Genomic DNA, 24,736 nt, shown 5'->3' on the forward strand with positions numbered 1-24,736 from the left:
CGGGACTGCCGCGTCCTACATGGACAGCCCGGCCCAGTTCAATGCGGCCGCCACCGCATGGGTGCCATGAGTAAAATGGGCAGTGGCCTCCAGCTAAGCGCTTCAATCGTTTCGCATGCAAAAATTGACCACGAAAAGGCGATATTTGGCGATCTGGAGTGACCGCCGCGAGACGCTATGACGCATACGAAAGGGCTTGCGCGCCTCGCATAAAAGAGCACCCACCGCGATAGCGCAACGCACTCTTGCGTTTATGCACAGTCAAGGGCCGGAGGAGCAGCGGGACGCAGAGAGCGGGAATTTCGCCACGCTTTGAAGCGTCTTCAGTCGGATCGACTTGGCGCACGCCCGTCCTCGCGGGCCGAGAGGCCAAAGCCATGCACGAGGCTCGCGGTTTCGTGGGAGACATTGCCCGACGTGAAGATAGCAAGGTCCGGTGTGGTCGGAAGCTCCGAGGCGTCGTTGGGAAGGAGGTCGAGCGCCCGCCGGGCGATCGCTTCCGCAGGGTCGAGCCAGTCGACGGGCCAGGGCGCAATCTTGCGGAATGCGTTGGCAAGGAAGGGATAGTGGGTGCAGGCCAACGCGACGATGTCCGTGTGACGACCGTCCTTCTCGACAAAGCACTCCGCGATTTCGCTTTTGAGCTCATCCATGTCGAGCGAGCCACCGCGAAGGTGGAGCTCGGCCATGGTGGCGAGCCGCGCCGATCCGACAAGACGCACATGGCAGTGGCGGGCGAAATCGCGGATCAGTTCGCGCGTGTATTCGCGCTTCACGGTCCCCGGCGTCGCCAGGACGCTGATGAGGCCCGATCGACTACGCTCGGCGGCAGGCTTGATGGCGGGCACGGTGCCAACGAAGGGGAGGGGGAAACGGGCACGAAGGTCCGGCATGACGAGCGTCGATGCGGTGTTGCAGGCGATCACCGCCAAATGCGGATCGTAAGTGCGGATCAGCCGGTCAAAGAGCCGGACGATATGCTCCTTGAGTGCCGTTTCTTCCCAGTCGCCATAGGGGAACGCTGCATCGTCGGCCACGTAGACGAAGCGGCGGGCCGGCATCATCACCCGCAGCTCGCGGAGCACCGTGAGCCCGCCGATGCCGGAATCGAACACCAGAACCGGCCGTTCCCGTGTCATTTTTCGTCTCCGTCCGCCGGTTTGCGCGTAAGGGAGCGGATGACGCCGCGCAGCATCCGGACCTCGGGCTCCGAGAACCCCGCCTTCGTCAGCAGGGCGCGCAGATCCTCTACGATCACCTCCCGCCGCTCCGGCGGACGGAAGAAGCCGCGTCGCCCGAGCTCTTCCTCCAGATGCTCGAAAAGCCGGTACAGATCATCCTTGGAAGCAGGCGGTGCCTCGGGCGCTGAAAAACGCGGCGGTAGACGGCCCCGCGCGGACGACGCCATCCACTGATAGCTCATCAGAAGCACGGCCTGGGCGATGTTGAGCGAGGCGAAACTGGGATCGACCGGGAAGGTGACGATCTCGTCGGCCAGACCAACCTCGGCGTTGGAAAGACCGAAGCGCTCCCGCCCGAAAAGAATGCCGCTCTTCTGGCCTGCTCCCATGCGCAGGCGAAGCTCGTCCGTCGCCTCCTCGGGGCCTCTTACCCTCTTGAAGCTGTCGCGCGAGCGCGCCGTGGTGGCCAGAACATAGGTAAGGTCGGAAACGGCCTCCTCGACACTCTCAAATAGGCGCGCGCCGTCGATGACGTGGTCGGCGCGCGAGGCGGCGGCTCGAGCCTTCTCACTCGGCCAACCGTCGCGCGGCTTCACCAGGCGAAGGTCCGAGAGGCCGAAATTTGCCATGGCGCGCGCGACCATGCCGATGTTCTCGCCGAGCTGCGGCTCGACAAGGACGATGGCGGGGCCAAGGGCGAGAAGCGTGTCATCGCCAGCGCCAGCGTCTGATGGTGAGGTGCGGTCCATGCCCTCGCTGATAGATCAAGAGCCAGCCGCGGCCAAGAGGCGGCATCGAAGAGGCGCTCCCTTGCGCGGCGCGTCGGCGATGGTATACGCCGCACACTACCGAATTGTCGCACGTTTACCGCTATCACTTTGGCTGTCTAACCAGCCCCGTCACCCGCAGAGGATGGATTTCATGGCGAAGATCAAGGTCGATAACCCGGTCGTCGAGTTGGATGGCGACGAGATGACCCGGATCATCTGGCAGTTCATCAAGGAGAAGTTGATCCATCCTTATCTCGACGTTCCGCTGGAATATTACGACCTGTCGATCCAGAAGCGCGACGAGACCAACGACCAGATCACCGTCGATGCAGCCAACGCCATCAAGCGCCACGGCGTTGGCGTCAAATGCGCGACGATCACGCCCGACGAGGCCCGCGTCGAGGAGTTCGGCCTTAAGAAGATGTGGCGTTCGCCCAACGGGACGATCCGCAACATTCTCGGCGGCGTGATTTTCCGCGAGCCGATCATCATGAAGAACGTGCCGCGCCTCGTGCCGGGCTGGACGCAGCCGATCATCGTCGGCCGCCATGCCTTCGGCGATCAGTATCGCGCGACGGACTTCCGTTTCCCGGGCAAGGGCAAGCTGACCATCAAGTTCGTCGGCGAGGACGGCAACACCATCGAGCACGAGGTCTTCGACGCGCCGAGCTCTGGCGTGGCGATGGCCATGTACAACCTCGACGATTCGATCCGCGACTTTGCCCGCGCCTCGTTCAACTACGCCCTGCAGCGCGGCGTGCCCTGCTATCTCTCCACCAAGAACACGATCCTCAAGGCCTATGACGGCCGCTTCAAGGATCTCTTCCAGGAGATCTTCGACGCCGAGTTCAAGGCGGCGTTCGACGCGAAGAAGCTGACCTACGAGCATCGCCTGATCGACGACATGGTGGCGTCGGCCCTCAAGTGGTCGGGCGGCTATGTCTGGGCCTGCAAGAACTATGATGGCGACGTCCAGTCGGATATCGTCGCCCAGGGCTTCGGCTCGCTCGGCCTGATGACCTCGGTGCTGATGACGCCGGACGGCGAGACCGTCGAGGCGGAAGCTGCACACGGAACGGTGACCCGCCACTACAGGCAGCATCAGAAGGGGCAGGAGACCTCCACCAACCCCATCGCCTCCATCTTCGCCTGGACGCGCGGCCTCGCGCATCGCGCCAAGCTGGACGACAATGCCGACCTCAAGGCCTTCTCCGAGACGCTGGAAAAGGTCTGCATCGACACCGTCGAGAGCGGCTACATGACCAAGGATCTGGCGCTCCTCATCGGCCCGGACCAGGCGTGGCTGACGACCAACGGCTTCCTCGACAAGCTGGACGAGAACCTCAAGAAGGCGATGGCGGCCTAACGTTCAGCGGCATTGGCCGGGGGGAGGTTCCTCGCCAGAAAACGCGCCAGATCAGAATGTTGAAGCGGGATGCTGATTCAAGAAATCAGCATCCCGCTTCAATTCCTATATCGCAATGAAAAGGCCCGGCCGCACGAAGCGCCGGGCCTTTTCATTTGTCAGGGAGGATCAGAAGAAGAGCAGGCGGCTGGCAGCCTGCCGAGAACGGTGTCCTGTCCGCTTCAGGCGGCGGAGAGGGCCTTTTCGACTGCGGCGATCGCTTCGCTCGCCTTGTCTGCGTCCGGACCGCCAGCCTGCGCCATATCGGGCCGACCACCGCCGCCCTTGCCGCCGATCGCCTGGCTCGCCGCGCGAACCAAGCTGACGGCATCGAGGCGCGCGGTCAGGTCCTGCGTGACGCCGACGACCACGCTCGCCTTGCCGTCCGCCACACCAACGAAGGCGACAACTCCCGAGCCGAGAGACGCTTTTGCCTCGTCGACGAGGCCCTTGAGGTCCTTGCCGGAAACGCCTTCGAGGACGCGGCCGAGATATTGCACCCCGCCGACTTCCTTTGCGGGCGTGGCGGCCGCTCCGCCACCATCGCCAGCCAGAGCCAAACGCTTCTTGGCATCCGAGAGCTCACGCTCCAGGCGCCGGCGCTCCTCGATGATGGTCTCCAGTCGCTCGCACGCCTCTGCGGGAGAAACCTTCATGGCGGCAGCCATGCGCCGCACGCGGGCATCCTGCTCCAGGAGGTAGTCCCGCGCCGCGTCGCCCGTCAGCGCTTCGAGACGCCGCACGCCTGCCGCAACGGCTCCTTCCGAGACGACATGCACAAGGCCGATGTCGCCAGTGGAGCGTGCGTGGGTGCCGCCGCAAAGCTCGATCGAATAGGTCTTGCCCGCCTTTTCGCCTTCCTTTGCGACGCCCATCGAGACGACGCGGACCTCATCGCCGTATTTCTCACCGAATAGAGCCATGGCGCCGGTGGCGATCGCATCGTCAACCGCCATGATCCGCGTCTCGACCGGAGCATTCTGGAGGACAATGCCGTTCGCAAGGCGCTCGACCTCGGCAATCTCGGCCGCGTCCATCGGCTTGGGATGGGAAAAATCGAAGCGAAGGCGCTCCGGCGCGACCATCGATCCCTTCTGCGCGACATGCGTGCCCAGCACCTCGCGCAGCGCCTCATGCAGCAGATGCGTGGCGGAGTGATTGAGGCGGATGCGTCCCCGCCGCTCCTGATCGACGACCAGTTCCAGCGGCGTTTCGGGTTTTACCGTTCCCTCGACGACTTTGCCCTTATGAACGAAGAGGCCGTTCGCAACCTTCTGGGTGTCCTCGATCGCGATCCTGATGCCGTCGCCCTTCATGACGCCGGTATCGCCAAGCTGGCCGCCCGACTCGCCATAGAAGGGCGTCTGATTGACGATGACGGAGACATCCTCCCCGGTGCTCGCCGACGCGACTTCCGCGCCATCGCGCACGAGCGCCAACACGATCCCTTCGGCCTGCTCCGTATCGTAACCGAGGAACTCGGTTGCGCCGACGCGTTCGCGAATCGAGAACCAGACGCCTTCAGACGCGCGTTCTCCCGAACCGACCCAGCTCGCACGGGCCTCGGCACGCTGACGCTCCATCGCGTCCTGGAAACCCGCAAGGTCGACCGATATGCCGCGTTGGCGCAAGGCATCCTGGGTGAGGTCCAGCGGAAAGCCATAGGTGTCGTAGAGCTTGAACGCGGTGATGCCGGGAAGCAGGTCGCCCTTGGACATCGACTGCGTTTCTTCCGCCAGGAGGGCGAGGCCGCGATCGAGCGTCTGGAGGAAACGCTTCTCCTCCAGCTTCAGCGTCTCGGTGGTCAGCGCTTCGGCGCGAACCAGCTCAGGATAGGCGCGGCCCATCTCAGCGACCAGCGTGGGCAGGATCTTGTAAAGCACCGGCTCGCGCGCGCCGAGCAGCTTGGCGTGGCGCATAGCCCGCCGCATGATGCGGCGCAGCACGTAGCCGCGTCCCTCATTGGAAGGAAGAACGCCGTCGGCGATCAGGAACGCGCACGACCGGATGTGGTCCGCGATGACGCGGTGGCTGGGCGCCGCATCGCCCTTGGCCTCGGAGCCGATGGCATCCTCGACCGATCCGATGAGCCGCCGGAACAGATCGGTGTCGTAGTTGCTGTGAACGCCCTGGAGGACCGCCGCCATGCGCTCGAGGCCCATGCCGGTGTCGATGGACGGGCGAGGCAGATCGACGCGGGTATCCTTGTCGACCTGGTCGTACTGCATGAAGACCAGGTTCCAGAACTCCAGGAATCGGTCGCCATCCTCGTCGGCGCTTCCCGGAGGCCCGCCGAACACGTCCTCGCCCTGATCATAGAAGATCTCGGAGCAGGGCCCGCACGGACCGGTCTCGCCCATGGTCCAGAAGTTGTCCGAGGTCGGAATGCGGATGATGCGATCGTCGGAGAAGCCCGCGATCTTCTTCCACAGCGTGGCCGCCTCGTCGTCCTCGGAATAGACGGTGACGAGCAGACGATCCTTGGGCAGGGCGAACTCGCGCGTGATCAGCGTCCACGCCAGCTCGATCGCGTGCTCCTTGAAATAGTCCCCAAAGGAGAAATTCCCGAGCATCTCGAAGAAGGTGTGGTGACGGGCGGTATAGCCGACATTGTCCAGGTCGTTGTGCTTGCCGCCGGCGCGGACCACCTTCTGCGCCGTGGTCGCCCGCTGATAGGGACGCTGCTCAAGGCCGGTGAAGACGTTCTTGAACTGCACCATCCCCGCGTTGGTGAACATCAGCGTCGGATCGTTGCGCGGGACGAGAGGCGAGGACGGAACCTTCTCGTGCCCATCCTTGGCGAAGTAGTCGAGAAAGGTCGACCGGATTTCGTTGACGCCGCTCATGCCAGATCCTTCGAAGGACAACCGATGTGCCGGGCCGATCGATCGGGATTGGCAATCGGATTGACCGATTGTTTTGAAAGTAGGCCGGCCGATGAGGCCGGCTCACCCCGCCATGATCCGTTGGATCGGCGCTTGGCCGAGCCGGCTTTTTAGCGGCGGGATCAAGCGCTGTAAATGCGCCGGCAATCACGCGTTTGACCGGCACAAACCGCAGAGCGAGGTGTTGTCGGATCGGCCGCGCGAGGATGGCGCGCGGTCGAGAGGAGCCACCATGACGGGGGAGGGCGATGCACCAGCCTCCGTTCCCTGCCTTCGTCCTAATCTTCCGACGCTTCTTCTTCCCCACCGCGATCGAGAAGTTGATCGGCCAAGAGACCGGCATTTTGCCGGATCGCCGTCTCGATCTCGTTGGCGACATCCTTGTTGTCTCGCAGGAACTGCTTGGCGTTTTCCCGCCCCTGACCGAGGCGCTGGCTGTTGTAGGAGAACCAGGCGCCTGATTTCTCGACAATGCCGGTCTTGACGCCGAGATCGACGAGCTCGCCCATCTTCGACACGCCTTCACCGTACATGATGTCGAACTCCACCTGCTTGAAGGGGGGAGCAAGCTTGTTCTTCACCACCTTGACGCGGGTCTGATTGCCGACCACCTCGTCACGATCCTTGATCGACCCGATGCGGCGGATATCGAGACGGACGGAAGCATAGAACTTCAACGCATTGCCGCCGGTCGTCGTTTCGGGCGAGCCGAACATCACGCCGATCTTCATGCGGATCTGGTTGATGAAGATGACCATGCACTTGGAGCGCGAGATCGAGGCGGTCAGCTTGCGCAGTGCCTGGCTCATCAGGCGGGCCTGCATGCCAGGAAGGGAATCGCCCATCTCGCCTTCGATTTCGGCGCGGGGCGTTAGCGCCGCCACCGAATCGACGACGAGAACGTCGATCGCGCCGGAGCGCACCAGCGTGTCCGTAATTTCGAGCGCCTGCTCGCCGGTGTCGGGCTGTGAAATGAGAAGGTTCTCGAGGTCGACGCCCAGCTTGCGGGCGTAGACCGGGTCCAGCGCGTGCTCGGCGTCCACAAAGCCGCAGATGCCGCCCTTCTTCTGTGCCTCGGCGATCGTATGCAGCGCCAGGGTCGTCTTGCCCGAGCTTTCCGGACCATAAATCTCGACGATTCTTCCCTTGGGCAGGCCACCGACGCCGAGCGCGATATCCAGCCCGAGGGAGCCGGTGGGCACCGTCTCGACCTCGACGATCTTCTCGTTGCTGCCGAGCCGCATCACCGAGCCCTTGCCGAAAGCCCGCTCGATTTGCGCCAATGCGGCGTCCAGCGCCTTATCCTTGTCCAATGCGGTATCCTCTACGAGACGAAGCATGTTTTGAGCCATGGGACGCTGCCTTATTTCACGGGCGGGGAAGCGACGCAATGTGAGAACGCCAATCAGATGTACGTGGTTTGTTCTCATTTCGCAAGAGTGTGTGGTCTCGTTTTGTTCTTTTCTGGCCTGTTGATTCGCTTCGTGTCCCTCTGGTCATTCACCGCAAAATGGTGAATGGCATCCGCATGTCGAACGCACAGTCATTCCTGCTTGTGGGAGCCGCTCATATCGACCGGCGCGCCCGTTCCCAGTCTGCTTTCGTTCCCGCCGCGTCCAATCCTGGTCATCTCCACACTGCTGTCGGTGGGGCGGTCTTCAATGCCGCTGTCGTGCTGCGCGCTGTCGGCGCTGAGGTGGCATATCTAGGTGCACGTGGCGGCGACGCGGATGGCGAGTTGGTCGAATCGACGCTTTCGGAGATGGGCGTGCGTGATTGCGCGACGACCTGGCTCGACCGCGCCACGCCCAGCTACACGGCAATTCTCGACGACCACGGCGATCTCGTCGCGGGCATCGCCGATATGGCGCTCTATGATTTTCTTTCGCCGCGCTTTTTCGCGCGGCGCCATATTCGTGAGCTGATCGCCGGCAGCAACGCGCTCCTGTTTGACGCCAATTTGCCTTCTGCGACGATTGAGCGGCTCGTTCGGGAGGCTTCGGGCCGCCCCACCGCTGCCATTGGTGTTTCTCCGGCGAAGGTTACGCGGCTTAGAGGAGCGCTGCCGCTTCTGTCGGCGGTTTTTCTAAGCCGCGCCGAGGCGGCTGCACTGGTCGATGCCGATGCCTCGGCGGATGTGGTCGAACTCGCCAACGCGCTCGTCGAGCGCGGCATCCGGCAGGCGTCTATCAGCGATGGGCCGCGACTGCTCGCCATTCTTGACGACGGCGTCGTGCTACAACAGGAACCGCTCGTCCTCCCCAACGTCGCTGATGTCACCGGAGCCGGTGACACGCTGGCCGGCGCCGCGTTCTTCTGGTTTTGCCAGGGGGTGCCCTTTAAGGAAGCCGTTCGCCGAGGAATGGCCGCCGCCTTCGTTCGGGTCGCGGGGGGCGCGCTCACCGCGCCGGCCTTCAGTGAGAATTCATCCGCGGTGCTTGCGGAAATGCCGCCGGCCAGACCGGTCGCCAGATAGGATCCATAACGATGCACGATACGCCCTACGTCCTCTCGCCGGCTGTTGCCGAAGCCATTCGCGGCGGCCGCCCGGTGGTGGCCCTTGAGTCGACCATTATCACCCACGGAATGCCCTGGCCGTCGAACCTCGAAATGGCGGTGAAGGTCGAGGAGATTATCACGCAGGAAGGGGCCGTTCCCGCGACCATCGCGGTGGTCGACGGCGTGCTCCGAATTGGCCTCGAGCGTCCGACGCTGGAGGCGCTGGCGCAAACGAAGGATGCGATGAAGGTCTCGCGCGCGGACCTGGCCTTCGCGGTCGCGACGGGGCGCACGGGCGCGACGACGGTCGCCGCCACGATGATTGCCGCCGCACTGGCCGGGATTTCGGTCTTCGCGACAGGCGGAATCGGCGGTGTTCATCGCGGCGCCGAGCAGAGCTTCGACATCTCGGCGGATCTCGAGGAGTTCGCTCGCACGCCAGTCATTGTCGTCTCGGCCGGCGCCAAGGCGATTCTCGATTTGAAGAAAACGCTCGAAGTTCTGGAAACCAAGGGCGTTCCTGTGGTTGCCTTCGGCTCGGACGAATTCCCCTCATTCTGGTCGCGCTCGTCCGGTCTGCCGGCGCCTCTGCGCCTCGATGATGCGGTCGACGTGGCCTCATTTCAAAATGCCCGCGCGCGGCTCGGCCTCACCGGGGGAATGTTGGTCGCCAACCCCGTGCCGGAAGCCTCGGCTATCGATAATCAGACGATCGAGGCGTGGATCGCCACCGCGCTCGCCGATGCGGAAGCCGCGGGAATCTCCCACAAGGAGGTGACGCCGTTCCTCCTGTCGCGGATGTTCGAACTCAGCGGCGGCAAGACGCTCGAAACCAACATCGCACTGGTGGAATCGAACGCGCGGCTCGCTGCGCGCATCGCCCGCGCTCTCGCTCAGTCATAATCCTACACGCGGCGGGCGTTTCGATCCTGGCGGGGCCGGGCCGGGCGCCCACGCTTCATTTGCCGTATCGGCAGTTGACCTGTGTCAACCAGCCTTGATCGCGCGCGTTGTAACGAAACTGGCGTCCAGTGCGCTCTCCATGATACGTTGATCCGCATCTGGGAGGTAGCATCGCGGTTTCCACAAGCGCTTGATCTGGGTTGGAGGCAGGTGCATGACGCTGACAGAGAGCCTCAAGGCTGACGCCCAATGCATTTCCGGTTGCGAGGGTGATGGTTCCATCGCCGAGCGCTGCCTGACCTGCAACGAGCCGTCCCGCCCTCAAGGGCAGATCCGTCATTGCGTCATTGCGAATTCCCCCCGAGGCACGGGCCGCGATGCCCAGACGCTGCTGACCGCGCGTCGCCGCTTCCTTTCCGACGGGGTTATCCCGCGCGGTATCTCGCTGCCGGTCCTGCGCTCCTGGCGGCGCAGCGCCGCTCGCGGTCTAGATCCCGAGATGCGGCCGAAGATCGAGCATTCCACCCGCCACGAAATGCGCGAGGCGCTCCAGCGCAACGAAACGCTGATACAGGCGGCGTGGGGTGAGGTCGAGACGCTGTGCCGCGATGCCGAGCCGGCGGGAGGCATTGTCGTTCTGACCGACCCTAACGGGCTCGTCCTGTTGCGCGTCGGCGACGGCCAGTTTGCGGAGCAAGCCTCCGCCGCCGCGCTGCATCCCGGCGCGAACTGGAGCGAGGATTCAGTCGGCACCAGCGCCATCGGCGTATCGCTGGTAGAACAGGGTGAAATTTCGGTTTTCGGAGCCGAACATTTCCTCTCGCGGCACAGCTGCTTTTCCTGTTCCGCCATGCCGATCTTCGGACCCGATGGCGCAGTCGCAGGGGTCTTGGACCTCTCGACGCCGCACGATGTTTCCCACGCTTATAGTCTTGCTCTGGTGCGGCGCGCCGTCGAACAGGTGGAGCGGCGGCTTTTCGAGCGCCGGTTCGGCAAGCTCGAACAGATGCATCTCCACTCCAATCCCTACCTTGTCGGGGGGCCACACGAGGGCTTGCTGGCCTTCGACGGCGAGCGCCTGATCGGCGCCAACCGCAACGCGATCAATCTGCTGGGCCTTGCCTGGTCGGCGGTCGGCGCCATGCGTTTCGACCAGCTCTTTTCCGTGGAACGGGAGAGCATCGGCGTGGCCTCCGACAACTCCATGGTTCAGACAACGCGCGGGTCGACGCTGTTCGCGAGAATGCAGACGCCACCCGGCAGCAGCCACAGCGCGGCGCCGGTGCCGGCGGCGAGGAGACAGGCGACGGACGCCGAATGGTCGGTCGCCGAGGAGCCTGAGGCGAGAGAGGACAGCGAGAGCCGGACCATCGTCGACCGGCTGATGCCCTTCATGTCCAGCGGCCAGTTTTCCATGAGAAAGCTGAAGGCCGGAAGGCTGATCTATGGCTTCCAGGATCTCGATGACGACGAAGGCAGCCTGATGGTGGTGCGGAGCGGCCGCATCCGTTCCTTCGCCTCGTTCGAAGGCAAGGAGCTGACGCTTTTCACCCTTGATGCCGGCGACGCCATGATCCTCCACGACAACACCATGTTGGAGGTCAAGAAGGACGCGGAAATTCTCGTCGTGAGGAGCAGCGTGTTCCGGCAGCTGGTCAAGGCGGATCCGGAGCTGGCGCTCCAAATCGTGCCGGAGATCGAGCGGCGGCTGGGAAAGTCGATCCGCATGATCGAGGAGATGGCGTTCCACGGCGTGCGGTATCGGCTGGTTCGAACGCTCTGCGAGACGGCCGATCGAGACGGCCGCAAGGCCAACCGCGGTATCGTCATCGATATCGCGCCCCATGGCGAGGATTTGGCGATGCAGATTGGGGCGACGCGCCAGACCGTGTCGACGGTCATCGCGGAGCTCGTGCGGGGCGGAATTCTTCAGCGCAACGGGAACACCTCCATCATCATCCCCGACATCAACCGGCTCAAGGCAGAACTCGACCTGCCCAAATAGAGGCGGGCGCGCCCGTGAAGCGCTCGCGGCGCGGCGATCGGCCGGCGCGGGCGGAAACTGAAAAGGACTTAAGCTTATGTGCCAAACCTGTGGCTGCGGCGGACACCGCGCCAGCGACAGCGAAACGGTGACGGTGCTCGAAAATCTCCTGGCGGAGAATGATCGGGTCGCCAGTCACGTGCGCGAGCACTTCAACCAGCATGGCGTCCTGGCCGTGAACCTGATGTCCTCGCCCGGCTCGGGTAAGACCGCGCTCTTGGAAGCGACGGTCAAGGCCTTGCCGGCGGGCGTGAGGGCAGCTGTCGTGGTAGGCGACCTCGAAACCGAAAACGATGCTGACCGCATTCGGCGCCATGGTGTTCCAGCCGTGCAGATCACGACGGGCGTTACCTGCCATCTCGACGCCGTCATGGTGCATGACGCGCTTCACGATCTGTCCCTGGCCGATATCGACATTCTCTTCATCGAGAACGTCGGCAATCTCGTCTGTCCGGCGGACTTCGACCTCGGCCACCACAAGAACGTGGTGCTGCTCTCGGTGACGGAAGGCGACGACAAGCCCGAGAAGTACCCGGTGATGTTCCGCGCCTCCGATCTGGTTCTCGTCACGAAGGCGGACCTGCTGCCGTTCATCGAGGAGTTTGATCCGGAACGCGCGCGGCGCTCTATCGCTCGTGTCCGGGGCGAGGGGGCCGTGGTCGACGTCTCCTCGAAGAAGGGCGAGGGTATGGCCGCCTGGGCCGATTGGCTCGTGAGCCAACTCGCCGATCTTCGCCGGCAGTACCCCAAGGACGGCAAGGCGCACGGGCATAGTCACGATCACGATGAGGTGGCTGCAGACCATAGCCACGTTCACGAGCACGACCATGCCCATGGACATCACCACCATCATCATGAGCACGGCCACAGCCACGCTTGACGGGGCGTCCGGCGGGAGAGCCTCCCGCCGAACCCGTCGCCAATCGTCTCTGAGTCGTGGCCCGGTGTGAGAGGGCGGCTCGGACGCCGCCGCCCATAAGGGCAAGAGCTCAGCGTCTCGCGATCACTGGAGGGCGGCCGCCTGGGCAACGGCGTCTGCGCCCGCCGGTAGATGCATCGGACAGTTCGGGTCCGTCGCGGCCCGCCATACGCCTTCCGCGACGTCGAGAGGGCGGGTCACGAGGCTATCTTGCGCCCAGCTCGCGAAAACGCCCTGTGCGATGTCGGCATAGGCTTCGGGGATGCCGGCGGTCATGCGCGCCCGGGCATTGTCGCCAAAGCGCGTTTCCGGCGCCCGCCCCGGCAGGACGATGCGCGCGCGCACTCCGAACGGTTCGAGTTCCAGCGCCAGGCATTCGGTGAAGGCGTTCACCGCGGCCTTGCTCGCCGTGTAGACGGAGAGAAGGTGGAGGGGCTTCAGCGTCACCGTCGAGGTGACATTAACGATGACGCCCGACCCTCGCTCGCGCATCTGGGGGATGCCAGCCTGGGTCATGGCCATCGTGCCGAGCGTGTTCGTCTCGAATATCTCCCGCGCCGTCGGAATCGGCGTTCCTTCCAGCGGATTGAGCCAGCCGATACCGGCGTTGTTGACGAGCACGTCGATGGCGCCCGCATCGGCCACGGCGCGCTCGATGCTCGCGGCATCGGTGACGTCGAGCGCCAGCACCTTGAGACGGTCGGAAGCCGGCAGAACGTCCTCGCGTGGCTTTCGCATGGTGGCGACGACGTCCCAGCCTCGGTCGAGGAAAAGGCGGGCGGTCTCTAGGCCGAAGCCGGACGAACATCCGGTGATGAGTGCGGTGGGCATAATGCTACTCCTGTCGGTGGGTGGCGATGGCGAAGGAGATAGGCGCGGACCTTCGGACCTGCTACGATAGATCGTCCGTATGATCTTGGCGAAAGTCCGGAAATGGTCGATCCTTTGACGCAGGTCGTCAGTCTTCTCCAGCCACGGGCGGAGTTGTCGAAGGTGGTGACCGCCCACGGCGTCTGGCGTGTGAGGCGCACCGAGGCAGGCCGCCCCTTCTACTGTGCCGCGTTGGACGGATCGGCGCGCCTTCTCCTCAATGACCGCGAGCCGCTCGTGCTGGAGAAGGGGGATTTTCTCCTGATTCCGGCGGCCTTCGACTTCGCGATGGAGAGCATCGATCAGCCTTCAGGGAGAAGCCTGGATTCGGAACCGACGATGGTGCGGCCGGGTGCCGCCCGGATCGGCGACGAGGGCGACCTGCCCGTGACCCGGATGCTCGTCGGTTATTGCTCCTTCGGATCGAGCGATGCGGCGCTGCTGGTTTCCTTGCTGCCGCAGTTGGTTCATGTGTGGGGGGAGCGGCGCCTGACCATCCTCGTCAAGCTGGTCGATGAGGAGTCCCGTGGTTTTCGTCCGGGGCGCGAGGTCATCCTTTCGCGTCTCCTCGAGGTGCTCCTGATCGAGGCTCTGCGCGCGACGGCCGGCCCGAGCGCGGCGCCCGGCCTCCTCCGGGGGCTCGGCGATGAGCGCCTGGCGGCCGTTCTCCGGCGCATTCATGAGGAGCCGAGGAGGCCGTGGACCGTCGGCCAGCTGGCGCGGGAAGCCGCGCTGTCCCGCTCCTCCTTCTTCGAGCGCTTCCGGCGCGCGGTTGGCGTTGCGCCGATGGAATATCTTCTCGGCTGGCGGATGGCGCTGGCCAAGGATCTCCTTCGTCGCGGGGAGGGAGGTGTCGCCGAAGTGGCTGAGCGCATCGGATACGGGTCGGCGAGCACGTTCAGCGTCGCTTTCGCCCGCCACGTCGGCATGGCTCCGACCGCTTACGCGAGGATGCAGCGCGTTCCTTGAGGGGGGTTTCGGGACGTAGCCGAGAAGTCTCTCCGGCCCAGGGCCCGCGGTATGCCGAGCGATCAGATCGGGAGTGCGCCTGTCGGCGCCAGTCGCTTCCGCGCCGTCTCGTGTAGCAATTCCAGAAAGGCTCGGACGGCCGGATTGGCACGGCGGCTTTCCGGCCAGAGCGCAGTGATGTTGTTCCGTTCCACGGCAAATTCGGTAAGCAGCGGGACAAGTTCACCGCGCGCCACATGGGGAGCCGCGACAAAGGCGGTACTGATGCCGATTCCTCCGCCGGCCGCGAGGGCCGCGACCAGCGCATCGCTCACATCCACGACAATGCCGGACGGCGGCACAAGCTCGACCTCACGGCCACCGATCCGAAAAGGCCAGCGCATGGCGTGCCCGCTGCTCTGATAGCGCAGGCTGACGGTGTCGTGGGAGATCAGCTCGTCGGGGTGCTGCGGGGTGCCCCGGGCCGCCAGATAGGCAGGAGACGCGAACGCGCACAGACGATGCGACGCGATGCGACGCGAGAGCAGCCGGGAATCGGCGAGATCGCCGATGCGGATCGCGATATCGATGCCCTCTTCAACGATGTCGATGATCTGGTCGTTGAGCCGTAGATCGATCGCCACATTCGGATGGCGGGATCGGAACGCCGGCAGCATGGGCGCTATCAAATGGACACCGATCGGCAGAGGCGCCGCGATTCGCAAGGTACCGGCCGGCTCGGAGCGCGCTGAAAGAGCCACCTGCTCGATTTCTTCCGCCTCCTGCAACAGCCGCAGCGCGCGCTCGTGCAGCTCGCGGCCCTCCGGCGTCAGCGTCAGCGAACGCGTGGTGCGGGTGAACAGCGGGACGCCGAGATTCTGTTCGAGCCGCTGAACGCTCTTGCTGACCGCTGACGGCGAGACGGACAGCGAGCGAGCCGCAGCGGTGTAGCTTCCGAGCGCTCCCGCGCGGGCGAAGGCGATGAGGCCCGTCAGCCGCTCCAATGCCATTTGTTCCTTCATGGCATGAGTAATGCGAATTCCGGCGCAATTATCAATACTCAAGTTCGAATGCACATAGCCGCCGAAGCAATCAAGCTGATGGAGATACCCTATGAACGACGGGATGAAGGCGGTCCGCTTCCATGCATTCGGTGGCCCTGAGGTGCTGGTCTACGAAGACGCGGCAAAGCCCGAACCAAAGGCGGGGGAGGTGCTAGTTCGCGTCCGCGCGGTCGGCATCAACCCGCCCGACTGGTACTTGCGCGAGGGCTACAAAACGCTGCCCCCGGAATGGCGGCCAAGGGTGGCCTTTCCGGTGACGCCGGGAACCGACATCTCCGGCGTGGTCGAGGTCGTTGCCGAGGATGTCGAGGGCTTCCAGGTTGGTGACGACGTCTATTCCATGGTGCGGTTTCCGGAGGGGGGCGCGGGAGATAGCGCGGCCTATGCCGAATATGTCGCCGTGCCCGCCTCGCAGCTCGCGCTGAAGCCCACCGGAATCGATCATGCCCATGCCGCCGGAGCGCCGATGTCGCTGCTCACGGCTTGGCAATTCATGATCGAGCTGGGCCACGACGTGCCCAACCCGCTCCAACCCAACCGACATCGGCCGGTGCCGCTCGAGGGCAGGACCGTGCTCGTCAACGGCGCCGCCGGAGGCGTCGGGCACTTTGCGGTTCAGCTTGCGGTGTGGAAAGGGGCGCGGGTGATCGCCGCGGCATCCGCCAAGAACGAGACGCTTCTGCGAGACCTCGGCGCCGCCGAATTCATAGACTATGCCAAAAATCGCCCCGAGGATGTCGTTCGGGAGGCTGATCTGGTCGTCGATGCGGTCGGAGGACCAGCCACAAGCCGATTCCTTCGAACATTGAAGCGCGGCGGCGCCTTGTTCCCCATCTTTCCCCTGGGGTTTTCAGGCGCGGAAGAAGCCGAGCAGCGGGGCGTGACGGTCTCTTCGACCCAAGTCCGATCGAACGGCAGTCAGCTGGCCGAATTGGCGGCTCTGCTCGATGACAGCACCGTCCGCGTCGTCATCGACAGCACCTTCCCTCTCGCCGACGCCCGAAAGGCGCATGAGCGGGCCGCCAGAGGACATATCCAGGGAAAGATCGTGCTGACGGTGAATTGAGCCGTCGACACGGAGAAAGCCCGCCGAGAGGACCGGGGCCGTTGGGTCAGTCCTCGACTGACGCGCTCGTTTCGGTGCGCTCCCCCTCGAAGGTCTCGATGTAAAGTTCCCGGCCGGCGATGATTTCCGCATCGCCGGCCTGGCAGGAAGGGCATTCCAGACGATAGTTTTGCGTGACCCATACGGTTTCGCAGCGTCGGCAACGGGCGGAAACCGGGATCTCGTCGATGTCGAGGCGCGCGCCCTCGGCGAGGGTGCCTTCCGCGAAGAGTTCGAAACATCCTCGGATCTGACGGATATCGATGCCGCGCAGCCGCCCGATCTTGAGTCGCACCACCGAAATTCGACCGATATTGTTTTCCCGCGCCTTGTCTCTGAGGATGCGGATCAGGCCCTCGACGATGGCTGTCTCGTGCATTCTTGCTTCCCGACTCGTGCGCGTTGCCTGACGGCATTCTATCGTCTTTTCCCGGATGCTGTCATGCGCGGTGCCTCAGTCGTCTGATAACGTGTTGTAACTGTTGTATTTTTCGCCGAACTGTCGGCTAGCCGACAGTTCGGCCGCGATCGCTGTCGCCGAGACGACAGACCGGCACCTCCAACAGCGCTATCGACCGTAGCGTGGATGCGCATGTCCGGGGGAGGGCTCTGAAAGTGACAGCGAGTACACATGACCCTTTGGCCTGGGCTTGGCTCGGGACCATCTTTCTGCTGTTCGGAGAAATCGCCGCACTCATCAGCCTGCCAAATCTCACGCGCGTCGTCATTGTGTCGACCGTCGCCGAGCTTGGCTATGTGTTGATGGGCCTGGGCCTGGGAGGGGCCGTGGGCGACACGGGCGCGGTGATGCACATCGGCTATCAGCTGCTGATGCGCGGCCTCGTCGTCGTTGCCGGCTGGTATCTGATCCGCCGCACGGCGTCCTCGAACCTCAACGATCTCGCGGGCAGCGGCTACCGCATGCCCTTTGCCGCGACGCTGTTCGGCTTCGGCATGTTCTCGGTGATGGGCCTTTCTCCGTTCAAGGGTTCGTTCTCCAAGTTCCTCATCCTCTATGAGGCGATAGAGCAGGGACAGTGGGTCATGGCCGCTGTGGGCACGGTCGCCTCGATCGTCGCCGCGGCCTATTACATCCTGGTCATCCAGAAGGTGTGTTTCGAGCATCCCGGCAAGCGCATCGAGCTGCATGCCGCGCCATCCTTCGCGATTCCTGCTGCCGTGGCCCTGGCCGTAGCGACCATCGTCGTCAGCCTTTGGCCGCACCCCTTCCAGCATCTGGCGGAAGAGATCGTCGGCGTTGCCGGCTCCGCCACCGTGCCCGAGTTCGAGTCGCCCTGGGAGTGGCTCGTCATGGTGCCCTATGTGGGCGGCTTCCTGATCTACGGCATCGGCCGCTACAGCGCTGCGTGGCGCGATCGTGCCGCTGTTTGCCTCGCCGTGGCTACGGTGGCGATGACGGCGTTTTATGACGGGCTCGACCCGGCCTCGCGTCTCTTCGCGCTGCTCTTCGCCGGCATCGCCTGCGTCATGGTCGTCTATTCCGTCGGCGCCATGGCGCGCGCGGAATGGGCCAACCGCTACTACTTTTTCGTCTTTCTCATGATCGGCTCGATGCTCGGCCTCACCACCGCGCACGAGCTCGGCAATTTCTATGTCTTCTGGGAGTTGATGACCTGGACGTCCTATTTCCTGGTCATTCACAACCAGTCGCAGAAGGCCCTCAAGGCAGGCTTCCTCTACTTCATCATGTGCGCCGGCGGCGCCTACGTCATGCACTACGGCATTCTGCTCGTGCATGTGGAACTCGGAACCTTCGAGTTCGGCGAGATTGCCCAGCGCGTCTCCAGCCTTTCGCCTCTTGCGGGGCTCGTGACGGCCGCCTGTTTCTTCGTCGGCTTCGCGGTGAAGGCGGGGCTCTTCCCGCTCCATTCCTGGTTGCCGGCGGCCTATCCGCAGGCGCCCTCGGCGGCTTCCGGCCCCTTGTCCGGCATTCTTTCCAAGGCCGGCGTCTTCGGGATGGTGAAGGTGCTCTACGTCGTCTTCGGCGTAGGGGCGCTGTCGAGCTTCTCGATCCAGGGCTTCGACATCACCCATCTGATGCTGGTCCTCGGCTGCGTCACCATCCTCTATGGCGAGGGGCAGGCGCTGTTCCAGACCGAGCTGAAGCGGATGCTCGCCTATTCTTCGCTGGCACAGCTCGGCGAAATCATCGCCATCCTCGGCATCGGCACGGCGCTTGCCACGGACGCGGCGCTTCTGCATGTCACCAATCATGCCATAATGAAGACGCTGCTCTTTTACGCGGCCGGCGCCTTCATTCTTCGCACAGGCCTGCGTCATATCGACGACTTCGCCGGACTTGGCCGGGTCATGCCGGTCAGCGCCGGCGCCTATGCGCTGGCAAGCTTCGCCATCATGGGACTGCCGCCGTTCTCGGGCTTCACGTCCAAGTTCCTGATGATCTATGCCGCCGCGCATGCGGGCCACGTCCTCGTCGCCGCGATCATGCTTCTCGGCGGCATCATCGGCGTGGTCTATTACACACGCGTCGTCGCCGTGCTGTTCTATCACCCCTACAAGGGCGATGCCGCCGTCCGCGAGGCGCCGGCGACCATGCTGACCGCCATCTGCGTCCTTGCCGGCGCCATCGTGCTCGGTGGGATCGCCCCCGGCTATCAGCTCGATCTGGTGGCTCGCGTCGGCGATCTCGTCGCCAGCCGCGGTGGCCTTGCAATGGCCGAGCTGCCGAATCTCGTCACCCATTGGCCGCTCCCGGCGAGCATCGCCATGGTCGGGGCCATCGCCGTTCTCCTCACCGGCACCCGCTCGGTGAAGTGGGCAGGGCGGCTGGCCGTCTCGGTTCTGCTGGCCGCGCTCGTAGCCGTCCTCTTTGATGCCGGGCGCATGGACCTTCTGTCCTTCTGCTTCGCGATCCTGATCGCCGGCGTCGGCGCACTCAACATGATGCACACCACCGCCTATCTGGCACACAGCCACTCGCAGGCCCGCTTCTTTGCCGCCTTCACGGTGATGATCGCCGGTCTTCTCGGTATGACGGCGGCGAAGGACATCTTCACCTTCTTCGCCTTCTGGGAGCTGATGTCGAGCTGGGCGCTGTGGGCCGCCATCGTTCACGAGGAGACGGTTGCGGCGCGGCGGGAAGGCTTCAAGTACTTCCTCTTCAACTCGATCGGCGCCGCCTTCCTCTTTCTCGGGGTCGCGCTGGCGGCGGCCCAGGCCGGCACCTTCCAGCTCACCGACATGGGCGCTGCGCTCGCCGCGCTGCCGGCAATCAAGGTTGCTCCTGCGGTCGCCCTGATCTTCCTCGGCTTCGTCATGAAGGCCGCGATGCTGCCGGTCCGCATCGACTATCAGATGCACCCGGCTTTGGCGCCGACGCCCGTGTCTGGCTATATCTCGGCGGTTCTTCTGAAGGCCGGCCCGTGGGGCGTTCTGAAGTTCTTCGTGCTCTTCGGCGGAGCGGCCTTCTTCTCCAAGTTCGGCGGCACCTTCGACGGCCAGCCGCTGTTCATGGAGGCGATCTCCGTCATCGCGGGCGTGACCATCGTTTATGCCGGCGCGATGGCGGTGCTGCAGAACGGCATCAAGCTGCTGCTGATCTATTCCACTGTCTGCCAGCTCGGCTACGTGCTCATGGCGCTGTCCTTCGGCACCTCGCTCGGCGTCGCCGGCGGGCTCATGTATTTCGTCAATCACATGCTGCTCAAGGACTCCCTGTTCCTGGTCGCAGGCGCGATCATGGTTCAGGGGCATGCGACGATGCTCGACGAGCTCGGTGGCCTGGGGCGCAGGATGCCGATCACCTTCGGCGTATTCCTCTTCGCCGGGTTGTCGCTGGCCGGCATCCCGCCGCTCAACGGCTTCGCCTCCAAGTGGATGGTGTTCGAGGCCGCCTTCCAGTCGGGCCATTGGCTCCTGGGCTCCATGGCCATGATCTCAAGCCTCTTCACGCTGGCGGCCGTGCTGAAGTTCGCTCATGCGGCGTTCCTCGGCGCGCCCAGCGAAAAATCGCTTCAGGCGAGCGAGGCACCGCTGGCCATGCTGGTGCCCATGCTGGTGCTGACCGGAGCGAGCGTGGCGGTGGGCGTGATGCCGGGCCTCCTCCTGGTGCCCATCGCGGCGATCCAGGCTGATCTCGGCATGGTGCCCATCGAGGCGACCCTCGCCGGGCCGTTGCCGGGCGCCGGGGGCTGGAGCCCCGGTCTCATGTCGGTGCTGATGCTTGTGCTGACGCTCCTCACCATGCCGTGGCTGCGGCTCGGGCGCGGGGCGGGCGTGGTCAAGACGCCGGTCCATGAGTGCGGAGCGGAAGAGCTCTCGGCCGCCACGACCAGGGTCGGAGCCGGCAATCTCTATGAGGCACCCAGCGCCCTGATCCGCCGCACTCTGATTCCCTCGGGTCTGATCCCGGCGAAGAAGCTCAAGGGACGGTGAACGACAATGTCCAGTCAGATCGCCATTCTCATCGCCGTGTTGCTGTTTCCAGGCGGCCTGTTCGCTCTGGCCCTGGGCCTCGGCCTCAAGGGCGCCGATCGCAGGATCGCCGCCCGCCTGCAGGGGCGTGTCGGACCGCCGCTGGTTCAGCCCTTCCTGGATCTGGTGAAGCTCGCCTTCAAGCGCACCATGGTGCCGACGACGGCTCACGATCTGGTCTTCCTCGGCGCGCCGCTGATCGGCGTCGTCTCGATGTTGGTGGCGGCGGCCCTGGTGCCGATCTCGGGCGTCTATTCGCCCGCGCCGGCGCTCGGGAACCTGCTCGTCCTCATCTATCTCCTGCTGGTGCCGGCCGTGGTTCTGATGCTTGCCGGCTCGTCCTCCAGCTCGCCCTACGGCGCCATCGGTTTCTCGCGCGAGATGGCACTGATGATGGCCTACGAGGCGCCGCTCGTGTTGATCGTCGCGGCCGTGGCGGTGCGCACCGGGATGGCCCAGGGACATTGGGTCACATTCTCTCTCACCGAGATCGTGGAGTATCAGCGCACCCACGGGCTCTTCCTGCTCGATCCGGTGATGTGGCCGGCGGTCGCCGCCTTCGGCTTCTTCTATCCAGCCAATCTGGGGATCGTGCCCTTCGATATTCCGGAGGCGGAGACGGAGGTTCTGGAAGGTCCGTTGCTCGAGTACTCGGGGCCGGCGCTCGGCCTCTTCAAAATCATGTCGGCCTTGAAGGCGGTCGTCGTGATCGGGCTCGACATAGCGCTCTTCATGCCGCTGCCGCTCGATGGCGTCCCCGCCTTTCTGGGCTGGGTCGTCGAGATGGTGGTGCTGATGGTCGCGGGGGTGACGGTGCTGCGGATTTCGATGGGGCGCATGCGCATCGATCAGGCCTTCGTCTTTTTCCTTCGGTGGCCGCTGCTTCTGGCAGCCGCCAGCCTTGCCGTGGTCGTGGTCTGAGGAGAGAACCGATGAGCGTCATCGAAAGACTGAAGACCATGGCGACGAAGTCGCCTTGGATCTATCGGATCAACGCCGGCTCCTGCAACGGATGCGATGTGGAGATGGCGACCTGCGCGCTCATCCCGCGCTATGATGTGGAGCGCCTCGGCTGCCAATACTGCGGCAGCCCGCGCCACGCCGACATCGTCCTCATCTCGGGGCCGCTCACCCGGCGCGTGCTCGATGCGACGCTGCGCGTCTTCGACGAGATTCCCGACCCCAAGGTGACGGTCGCCGTTGGTGTCTGCCCGATCTCGGGCGGCATCTTCCGCGAGAGCTACGCCGTCCTCGCCCCCATCGACCAGTATTTCCCCGTCGACGTCAACGTGCCCGGCTGTCCGCCACGCCCCCAGGCGATCATCGAGGGCATCGCGCAAGCCGTGCAGATCTGGCGCGAGCGGCTGTAAGAAAAGGACGACCCGATGAACTTCCTTCGTCTTTTTGCGAGGAACCTGCGCGAAGGGCCTTATACAGAGGCCTTCCCGTTCGCGCCGGCGCCGACGGCCAAACGCTTTCGCGGCAAGATCGAGTTCGATGCGGAAACCTGTGAGGGTTGCCGCCTGTGCGAGCGCGTCTGCCCCGCCGGCGCCATCAAGATGGAGCGCACGGCCGAGGGCATGACCTTCGACTGCTGGCACGACACCTGCGTGTTCTGCGGCAACTGCGAATTCCATTGCCCGACGAAGTCGATCCATCAGACCGCCGACTGGCACCTGGCCCATCGCCAGGAAGACAAATACCGCATGGTCGAGCACGGGCTCATCCCGTTTCAGGTCTGCACGGAGTGCGGCAGCAAGGGCCTCGCCACGGCGCCGGCGGCCGGCTCGGCCAATCCGCCCCTGACGGCGGAAGAGTTTCAGCATGTGAAATCGCTCTGCCCGAAGTGCCGCGGCAAGTTCATGAGGGCCAGAAAGACGAAGGCGAAGGCATGACCCGTTTTCCCGAAGACCTGGAAGCGCGGCTCAGGGCCGCCGCACCCGCCGGAATAGATTTTTCGGCAGCCACGGATAGCCATGGGGTCACGTCCGCCTGGGTGGCTCTCGCCGACAAGGACGAGCTCAAGGCCGTGGGCGAAGTAATGGCCCGCCTCGGCGCGCGGCTCTCCTTGATCACCGGTTCCCAGACCCCGCCGCCGCCGGAAGTGGAGGACGAGGAGGAGGAAGAGGCCGAGGAGGGAGAGACAGCCGAAGCGGCGGAAAAGCCTGTGCCCATGACCTTCGGCGGCACGCCGATGGACGGAACGGCCTACGAGATCACCTACAGCTTCGACCTCGTCGGCGACACCGTGACGGTGATCGCCTACGCGCCCCAGGGCGGCTCCGTCGAATCTCTCACCTCGCTGTTCCGCACCGCCGACTGGCCGGAGCGCGAGATCATGGAGACCTACAACCTGCGGATCGAGAACCATCCCGATCCCCGCCGCCTGTTCCTCGACAAGTCGATCGAGCCGGCGGTGATGGAGCGGCTCATCCCATTCTCGACCCTGACCAACGCCAGCAGCACCACCGCGCTTTGGGAAAAGGTCATGGAAAGCGCCAAGGCCAAGGAGGCGAGCGAGTCATGAGCAGCGCTGTAACCACTCCTGGCAAGAGCGTCGGCAAGAGCAACTACACGATCCCGGTGGGGCCTTTGCACGTCGCGCTCGAGGAGCCGATGTATTTCCGCATCGACGTTTCCGGCGAGACCGTGAACGCGGTCGAGATCAACGCCGGCCACGTCCATCGTGGCATCGAGTATCTGGCGACCAAGCGCTCGCTCAACCAGAACATCGTTCTGACCGAGCGCATCTGCTCGCTGTGTTCCAACAGCCACCCGGAGGCCTTCGCCATGGCCGCCGAGACCATCGCCGGACTGACGGTCCCCGAGCGCGGGCAGTACCTGCGCGTGATCGCGGGCGAGGTGAAGCGGCTGGCCTCCAACCTCTTCAACGTCGCCATCCTGACACATCTCGTCGGCTACGAGTCGATGTTCATGCACATTATGCAGGTTCGCGAGACTGCCCAGGACATCAAGGAGGGCGTCTTCGGCAACCGCATGGACCTCGGCGCGATGTGCATCGGCGGCGTGCGCTACGACCTCGACGAGGAGACCATCGGCATCCTGACCGCCGGCCTCGACAAGATCGAACCGGAGGTCGCCGAGATCGTCAAGACCTTCAAGACCAACGGCTCGATCCTGCGGCGCACCAAGGAAATCGGCGTGCTGGCCAAGGAGGACGCCATCGCCTGCGGCGTGGTCGGCCCGGTCGCGCGCGGCAGCGGCGTCGATTACGACGTCCGGCGCGAGGCGCCCTACCACGTCTACGACAGAATGCCGTTGGAAGTGCGCACCTTCGACGATGGCGATGTCTGGTCCCGAGCGATGATCCGCCTGCATGAGGCGCAAAACGCCATCGCGATCATTCGAAGCTGCCTGAAAGAACTTCCGGGCGGTGCGGTCAATCTCGGCACCAAGCTCGACATCCCTCCCGGACACGCGGTGGCCAAGGCGGAAGCCCCTCGGGGCGAGCTCATCTACTACCTGAAAACCAACGACACCGAGCAGCCCGAGAGGCTGAAGTGGCGGGTGCCGACCTTCATGAATTGGGACGCACTCGGATTGATGCTGCGCAATGCCAAGGTGGCCGACATAGCCATCATCGTGAACAGCATCGACCCCTGCATCTCGTGCACGGAGCGTTGAGCACCCACGGTTCCCGTCAGGGGCGGTGACCGTCAAACCCCTC

At 64.3% G+C, this 24,736-nt stretch carries 20 protein-coding genes; 13 read left to right on the forward strand and 7 right to left on the reverse strand.

Annotated features, from left to right (window positions below; translation table 11 throughout):
• Positions 1-323: 323 nt before the first annotated feature.
• Positions 324-1,139: a glutamate racemase gene (gene murI, locus B5D38_RS00925; protein ID WP_078706491.1), complete on the reverse strand. Its 816-nt coding sequence runs from the start codon at positions 1,137-1,139 to the stop codon at positions 324-326.
• A complete protein-coding gene (locus B5D38_RS00930; RefSeq protein ID WP_078706492.1) occupies positions 1,136-1,930 on the reverse strand; it encodes an RNA methyltransferase in 795 nt (264 codons plus the stop codon). Before B5D38_RS00930 ends, murI begins: the two co-directional genes overlap by 4 nt.
• Positions 1,931-2,102: 172 nt before the next feature.
• On the opposite strand from B5D38_RS00930, the gene B5D38_RS00935 reads away from it, so the two are divergent.
• Entirely contained in the window at positions 2,103-3,317 is a 1,215-nt protein-coding gene (locus B5D38_RS00935) for an NADP-dependent isocitrate dehydrogenase (RefSeq protein WP_078706493.1), read from the forward strand.
• 221 nt (positions 3,318-3,538) lie between these two features.
• Here the strand turns inward: B5D38_RS00935 and alaS are convergent, their stop codons facing one another.
• The gene (gene alaS / locus B5D38_RS00940; RefSeq protein ID WP_078706494.1) at positions 3,539-6,202 is read right to left on the reverse strand and encodes an alanine--tRNA ligase; all 2,664 of its coding nucleotides are present in this window, start codon (positions 6,200-6,202) and stop codon (positions 3,539-3,541) included.
• Between the two features lie 317 nt (positions 6,203-6,519).
• Positions 6,520-7,593, reverse strand: coding sequence for a recombinase RecA (gene recA, locus B5D38_RS00945; protein WP_078706495.1), 1,074 nt, complete (start codon positions 7,591-7,593; stop codon positions 6,520-6,522).
• Between the two features lie 68 nt (positions 7,594-7,661).
• Here recA and B5D38_RS00950 point away from each other — a divergent pair, with 68 nt between their 5' ends.
• From B5D38_RS00950 to hypB, 4 genes are all read left to right on the forward strand, one after another.
• The gene (locus B5D38_RS00950) at positions 7,662-8,717 is read left to right on the forward strand and encodes a PfkB family carbohydrate kinase (RefSeq protein WP_131829838.1); all 1,056 of its coding nucleotides are present in this window, start codon (positions 7,662-7,664) and stop codon (positions 8,715-8,717) included.
• 11 nt (positions 8,718-8,728) lie between these two features.
• A complete protein-coding gene (locus tag B5D38_RS00955) occupies positions 8,729-9,643 on the forward strand; it encodes a pseudouridine-5'-phosphate glycosidase (protein ID WP_078706497.1) in 915 nt (304 codons plus the stop codon).
• Between the two features lie 214 nt (positions 9,644-9,857).
• Entirely contained in the window at positions 9,858-11,648 is a 1,791-nt protein-coding gene (locus B5D38_RS00960; RefSeq protein ID WP_078706498.1) for a helix-turn-helix domain-containing protein, read from the forward strand.
• 76 nt (positions 11,649-11,724) lie between these two features.
• Positions 11,725-12,567, forward strand: coding sequence for a hydrogenase nickel incorporation protein HypB (hypB, locus tag B5D38_RS00965; protein ID WP_078706499.1), 843 nt, complete (start codon positions 11,725-11,727; stop codon positions 12,565-12,567).
• A gap of 123 nt (positions 12,568-12,690) precedes the next feature.
• Here the strand turns inward: hypB and B5D38_RS00970 are convergent, their stop codons facing one another.
• Positions 12,691-13,437 (reverse strand): SDR family oxidoreductase, encoded by a 747-nt coding sequence (locus tag B5D38_RS00970; protein WP_078706500.1) that lies wholly within the window; start codon positions 13,435-13,437, stop codon positions 12,691-12,693.
• A gap of 102 nt (positions 13,438-13,539) precedes the next feature.
• Between B5D38_RS00970 and B5D38_RS00975 the strand changes: the two genes are divergently transcribed.
• The gene (locus B5D38_RS00975) at positions 13,540-14,445 is read left to right on the forward strand and encodes an AraC family transcriptional regulator (RefSeq protein WP_078706501.1); all 906 of its coding nucleotides are present in this window, start codon (positions 13,540-13,542) and stop codon (positions 14,443-14,445) included.
• Positions 14,446-14,507: 62 nt separating this feature from the next.
• On the opposite strand, the gene B5D38_RS00980 is transcribed toward B5D38_RS00975, so the two are convergent.
• Positions 14,508-15,446 carry a LysR family transcriptional regulator gene (locus B5D38_RS00980; protein WP_078706502.1) on the reverse strand — a complete coding sequence of 313 codons (939 nt, stop codon included), beginning with the start codon at positions 15,444-15,446 and terminating at the stop codon, positions 14,508-14,510.
• 91 nt (positions 15,447-15,537) lie between these two features.
• Here B5D38_RS00980 and B5D38_RS00985 point away from each other — a divergent pair, with 91 nt between their 5' ends.
• A complete protein-coding gene (locus tag B5D38_RS00985) occupies positions 15,538-16,554 on the forward strand; it encodes an NADP-dependent oxidoreductase (RefSeq protein WP_207552866.1) in 1,017 nt (338 codons plus the stop codon).
• A 46-nt stretch (positions 16,555-16,600) separates the two neighbouring features.
• Here the strand turns inward: B5D38_RS00985 and hypA are convergent, their stop codons facing one another.
• Positions 16,601-16,972: a hydrogenase maturation nickel metallochaperone HypA gene (gene hypA, locus B5D38_RS00990; protein ID WP_078706503.1), complete on the reverse strand. Its 372-nt coding sequence runs from the start codon at positions 16,970-16,972 to the stop codon at positions 16,601-16,603.
• Positions 16,973-17,208: 236 nt separating this feature from the next.
• Between hypA and B5D38_RS00995 the strand changes: the two genes are divergently transcribed.
• Genes B5D38_RS00995 through B5D38_RS01020 form a run of 6 tightly spaced genes read left to right on the forward strand, consistent with a single transcriptional unit; the run spans position 17,209 to position 24,693 of the window.
• Entirely contained in the window at positions 17,209-21,009 is a 3,801-nt protein-coding gene (locus B5D38_RS00995; protein WP_078706504.1) for a proton-conducting transporter transmembrane domain-containing protein, read from the forward strand.
• 6 nt (positions 21,010-21,015) lie between these two features.
• Positions 21,016-21,969 carry a respiratory chain complex I subunit 1 family protein gene (locus B5D38_RS01000; protein ID WP_078706505.1) on the forward strand — a complete coding sequence of 318 codons (954 nt, stop codon included), beginning with the start codon at positions 21,016-21,018 and terminating at the stop codon, positions 21,967-21,969.
• Positions 21,970-21,980: 11 nt separating this feature from the next.
• Positions 21,981-22,418 carry an NADH-quinone oxidoreductase subunit B family protein gene (locus B5D38_RS01005; protein ID WP_078706506.1) on the forward strand — a complete coding sequence of 146 codons (438 nt, stop codon included), beginning with the start codon at positions 21,981-21,983 and terminating at the stop codon, positions 22,416-22,418.
• A 15-nt stretch (positions 22,419-22,433) separates the two neighbouring features.
• Positions 22,434-22,943, forward strand: coding sequence for a 4Fe-4S dicluster domain-containing protein (locus B5D38_RS01010; protein WP_078706507.1), 510 nt, complete (start codon positions 22,434-22,436; stop codon positions 22,941-22,943).
• Positions 22,940-23,575 carry an NADH-quinone oxidoreductase subunit C gene (locus tag B5D38_RS01015; protein ID WP_078706508.1) on the forward strand — a complete coding sequence of 212 codons (636 nt, stop codon included), beginning with the start codon at positions 22,940-22,942 and terminating at the stop codon, positions 23,573-23,575. Before B5D38_RS01010 ends, B5D38_RS01015 begins: the two co-directional genes overlap by 4 nt.
• Complete coding sequence (locus B5D38_RS01020) at positions 23,572-24,693, forward strand: hydrogenase large subunit (RefSeq protein ID WP_078706509.1); 1,122 nt, start codon at positions 23,572-23,574, stop codon at positions 24,691-24,693. The genes B5D38_RS01015 and B5D38_RS01020 overlap by 4 nt, the downstream gene beginning before the upstream one ends.
• Positions 24,694-24,736: the final 43 nt, after the last annotated feature.

The organism is Consotaella salsifontis (assembly GCF_900167365.1).
In the GTDB taxonomy this organism is placed as follows: Bacteria; Pseudomonadota; Alphaproteobacteria; order Rhizobiales; family Rhizobiaceae; genus Consotaella; species Consotaella salsifontis.

What these genes read in the sequence shown, in the direction of transcription:
- hypA (WP_078706503.1), bottom strand. Translation starts at nt 16,972, where the DNA reads ATGCACGAGACAGCCATCGTCGAGGGCCTGATCCGCATCCTCAGAGAC.
- B5D38_RS00935 (WP_078706493.1), top strand. Translation starts at nt 2,103, where the DNA reads ATGGCGAAGATCAAGGTCGATAACCCGGTCGTCGAGTTGGATGGCGAC.
- B5D38_RS01005 (WP_078706506.1), top strand. Translation starts at nt 21,981, where the DNA reads ATGAGCGTCATCGAAAGACTGAAGACCATGGCGACGAAGTCGCCTTGG.
- B5D38_RS00960 (WP_078706498.1), top strand. Translation starts at nt 9,858, where the DNA reads ATGACGCTGACAGAGAGCCTCAAGGCTGACGCCCAATGCATTTCCGGT.
- B5D38_RS00955 (WP_078706497.1), top strand. Translation starts at nt 8,729, where the DNA reads ATGCACGATACGCCCTACGTCCTCTCGCCGGCTGTTGCCGAAGCCATT.
- B5D38_RS01015 (WP_078706508.1), top strand. Translation starts at nt 22,940, where the DNA reads ATGACCCGTTTTCCCGAAGACCTGGAAGCGCGGCTCAGGGCCGCCGCA.
- B5D38_RS00930 (WP_078706492.1), bottom strand. Translation starts at nt 1,930, where the DNA reads ATGGACCGCACCTCACCATCAGACGCTGGCGCTGGCGATGACACGCTT.
- B5D38_RS01020 (WP_078706509.1), top strand. Translation starts at nt 23,572, where the DNA reads ATGAGCAGCGCTGTAACCACTCCTGGCAAGAGCGTCGGCAAGAGCAAC.
- alaS (WP_078706494.1), bottom strand. Translation starts at nt 6,202, where the DNA reads ATGAGCGGCGTCAACGAAATCCGGTCGACCTTTCTCGACTACTTCGCC.
- B5D38_RS01000 (WP_078706505.1), top strand. Translation starts at nt 21,016, where the DNA reads ATGTCCAGTCAGATCGCCATTCTCATCGCCGTGTTGCTGTTTCCAGGC.
- B5D38_RS00970 (WP_078706500.1), bottom strand. Translation starts at nt 13,437, where the DNA reads ATGCCCACCGCACTCATCACCGGATGTTCGTCCGGCTTCGGCCTAGAG.
- B5D38_RS00975 (WP_078706501.1), top strand. Translation starts at nt 13,540, where the DNA reads ATGGTCGATCCTTTGACGCAGGTCGTCAGTCTTCTCCAGCCACGGGCG.
- murI (WP_078706491.1), bottom strand. Translation starts at nt 1,139, where the DNA reads ATGACACGGGAACGGCCGGTTCTGGTGTTCGATTCCGGCATCGGCGGG.
- B5D38_RS00985 (WP_207552866.1), top strand. Translation starts at nt 15,538, where the DNA reads ATGAACGACGGGATGAAGGCGGTCCGCTTCCATGCATTCGGTGGCCCT.
- recA (WP_078706495.1), bottom strand. Translation starts at nt 7,593, where the DNA reads ATGGCTCAAAACATGCTTCGTCTCGTAGAGGATACCGCATTGGACAAG.
- hypB (WP_078706499.1), top strand. Translation starts at nt 11,725, where the DNA reads ATGTGCCAAACCTGTGGCTGCGGCGGACACCGCGCCAGCGACAGCGAA.
- B5D38_RS00980 (WP_078706502.1), bottom strand. Translation starts at nt 15,446, where the DNA reads ATGAAGGAACAAATGGCATTGGAGCGGCTGACGGGCCTCATCGCCTTC.
- B5D38_RS01010 (WP_078706507.1), top strand. Translation starts at nt 22,434, where the DNA reads ATGAACTTCCTTCGTCTTTTTGCGAGGAACCTGCGCGAAGGGCCTTAT.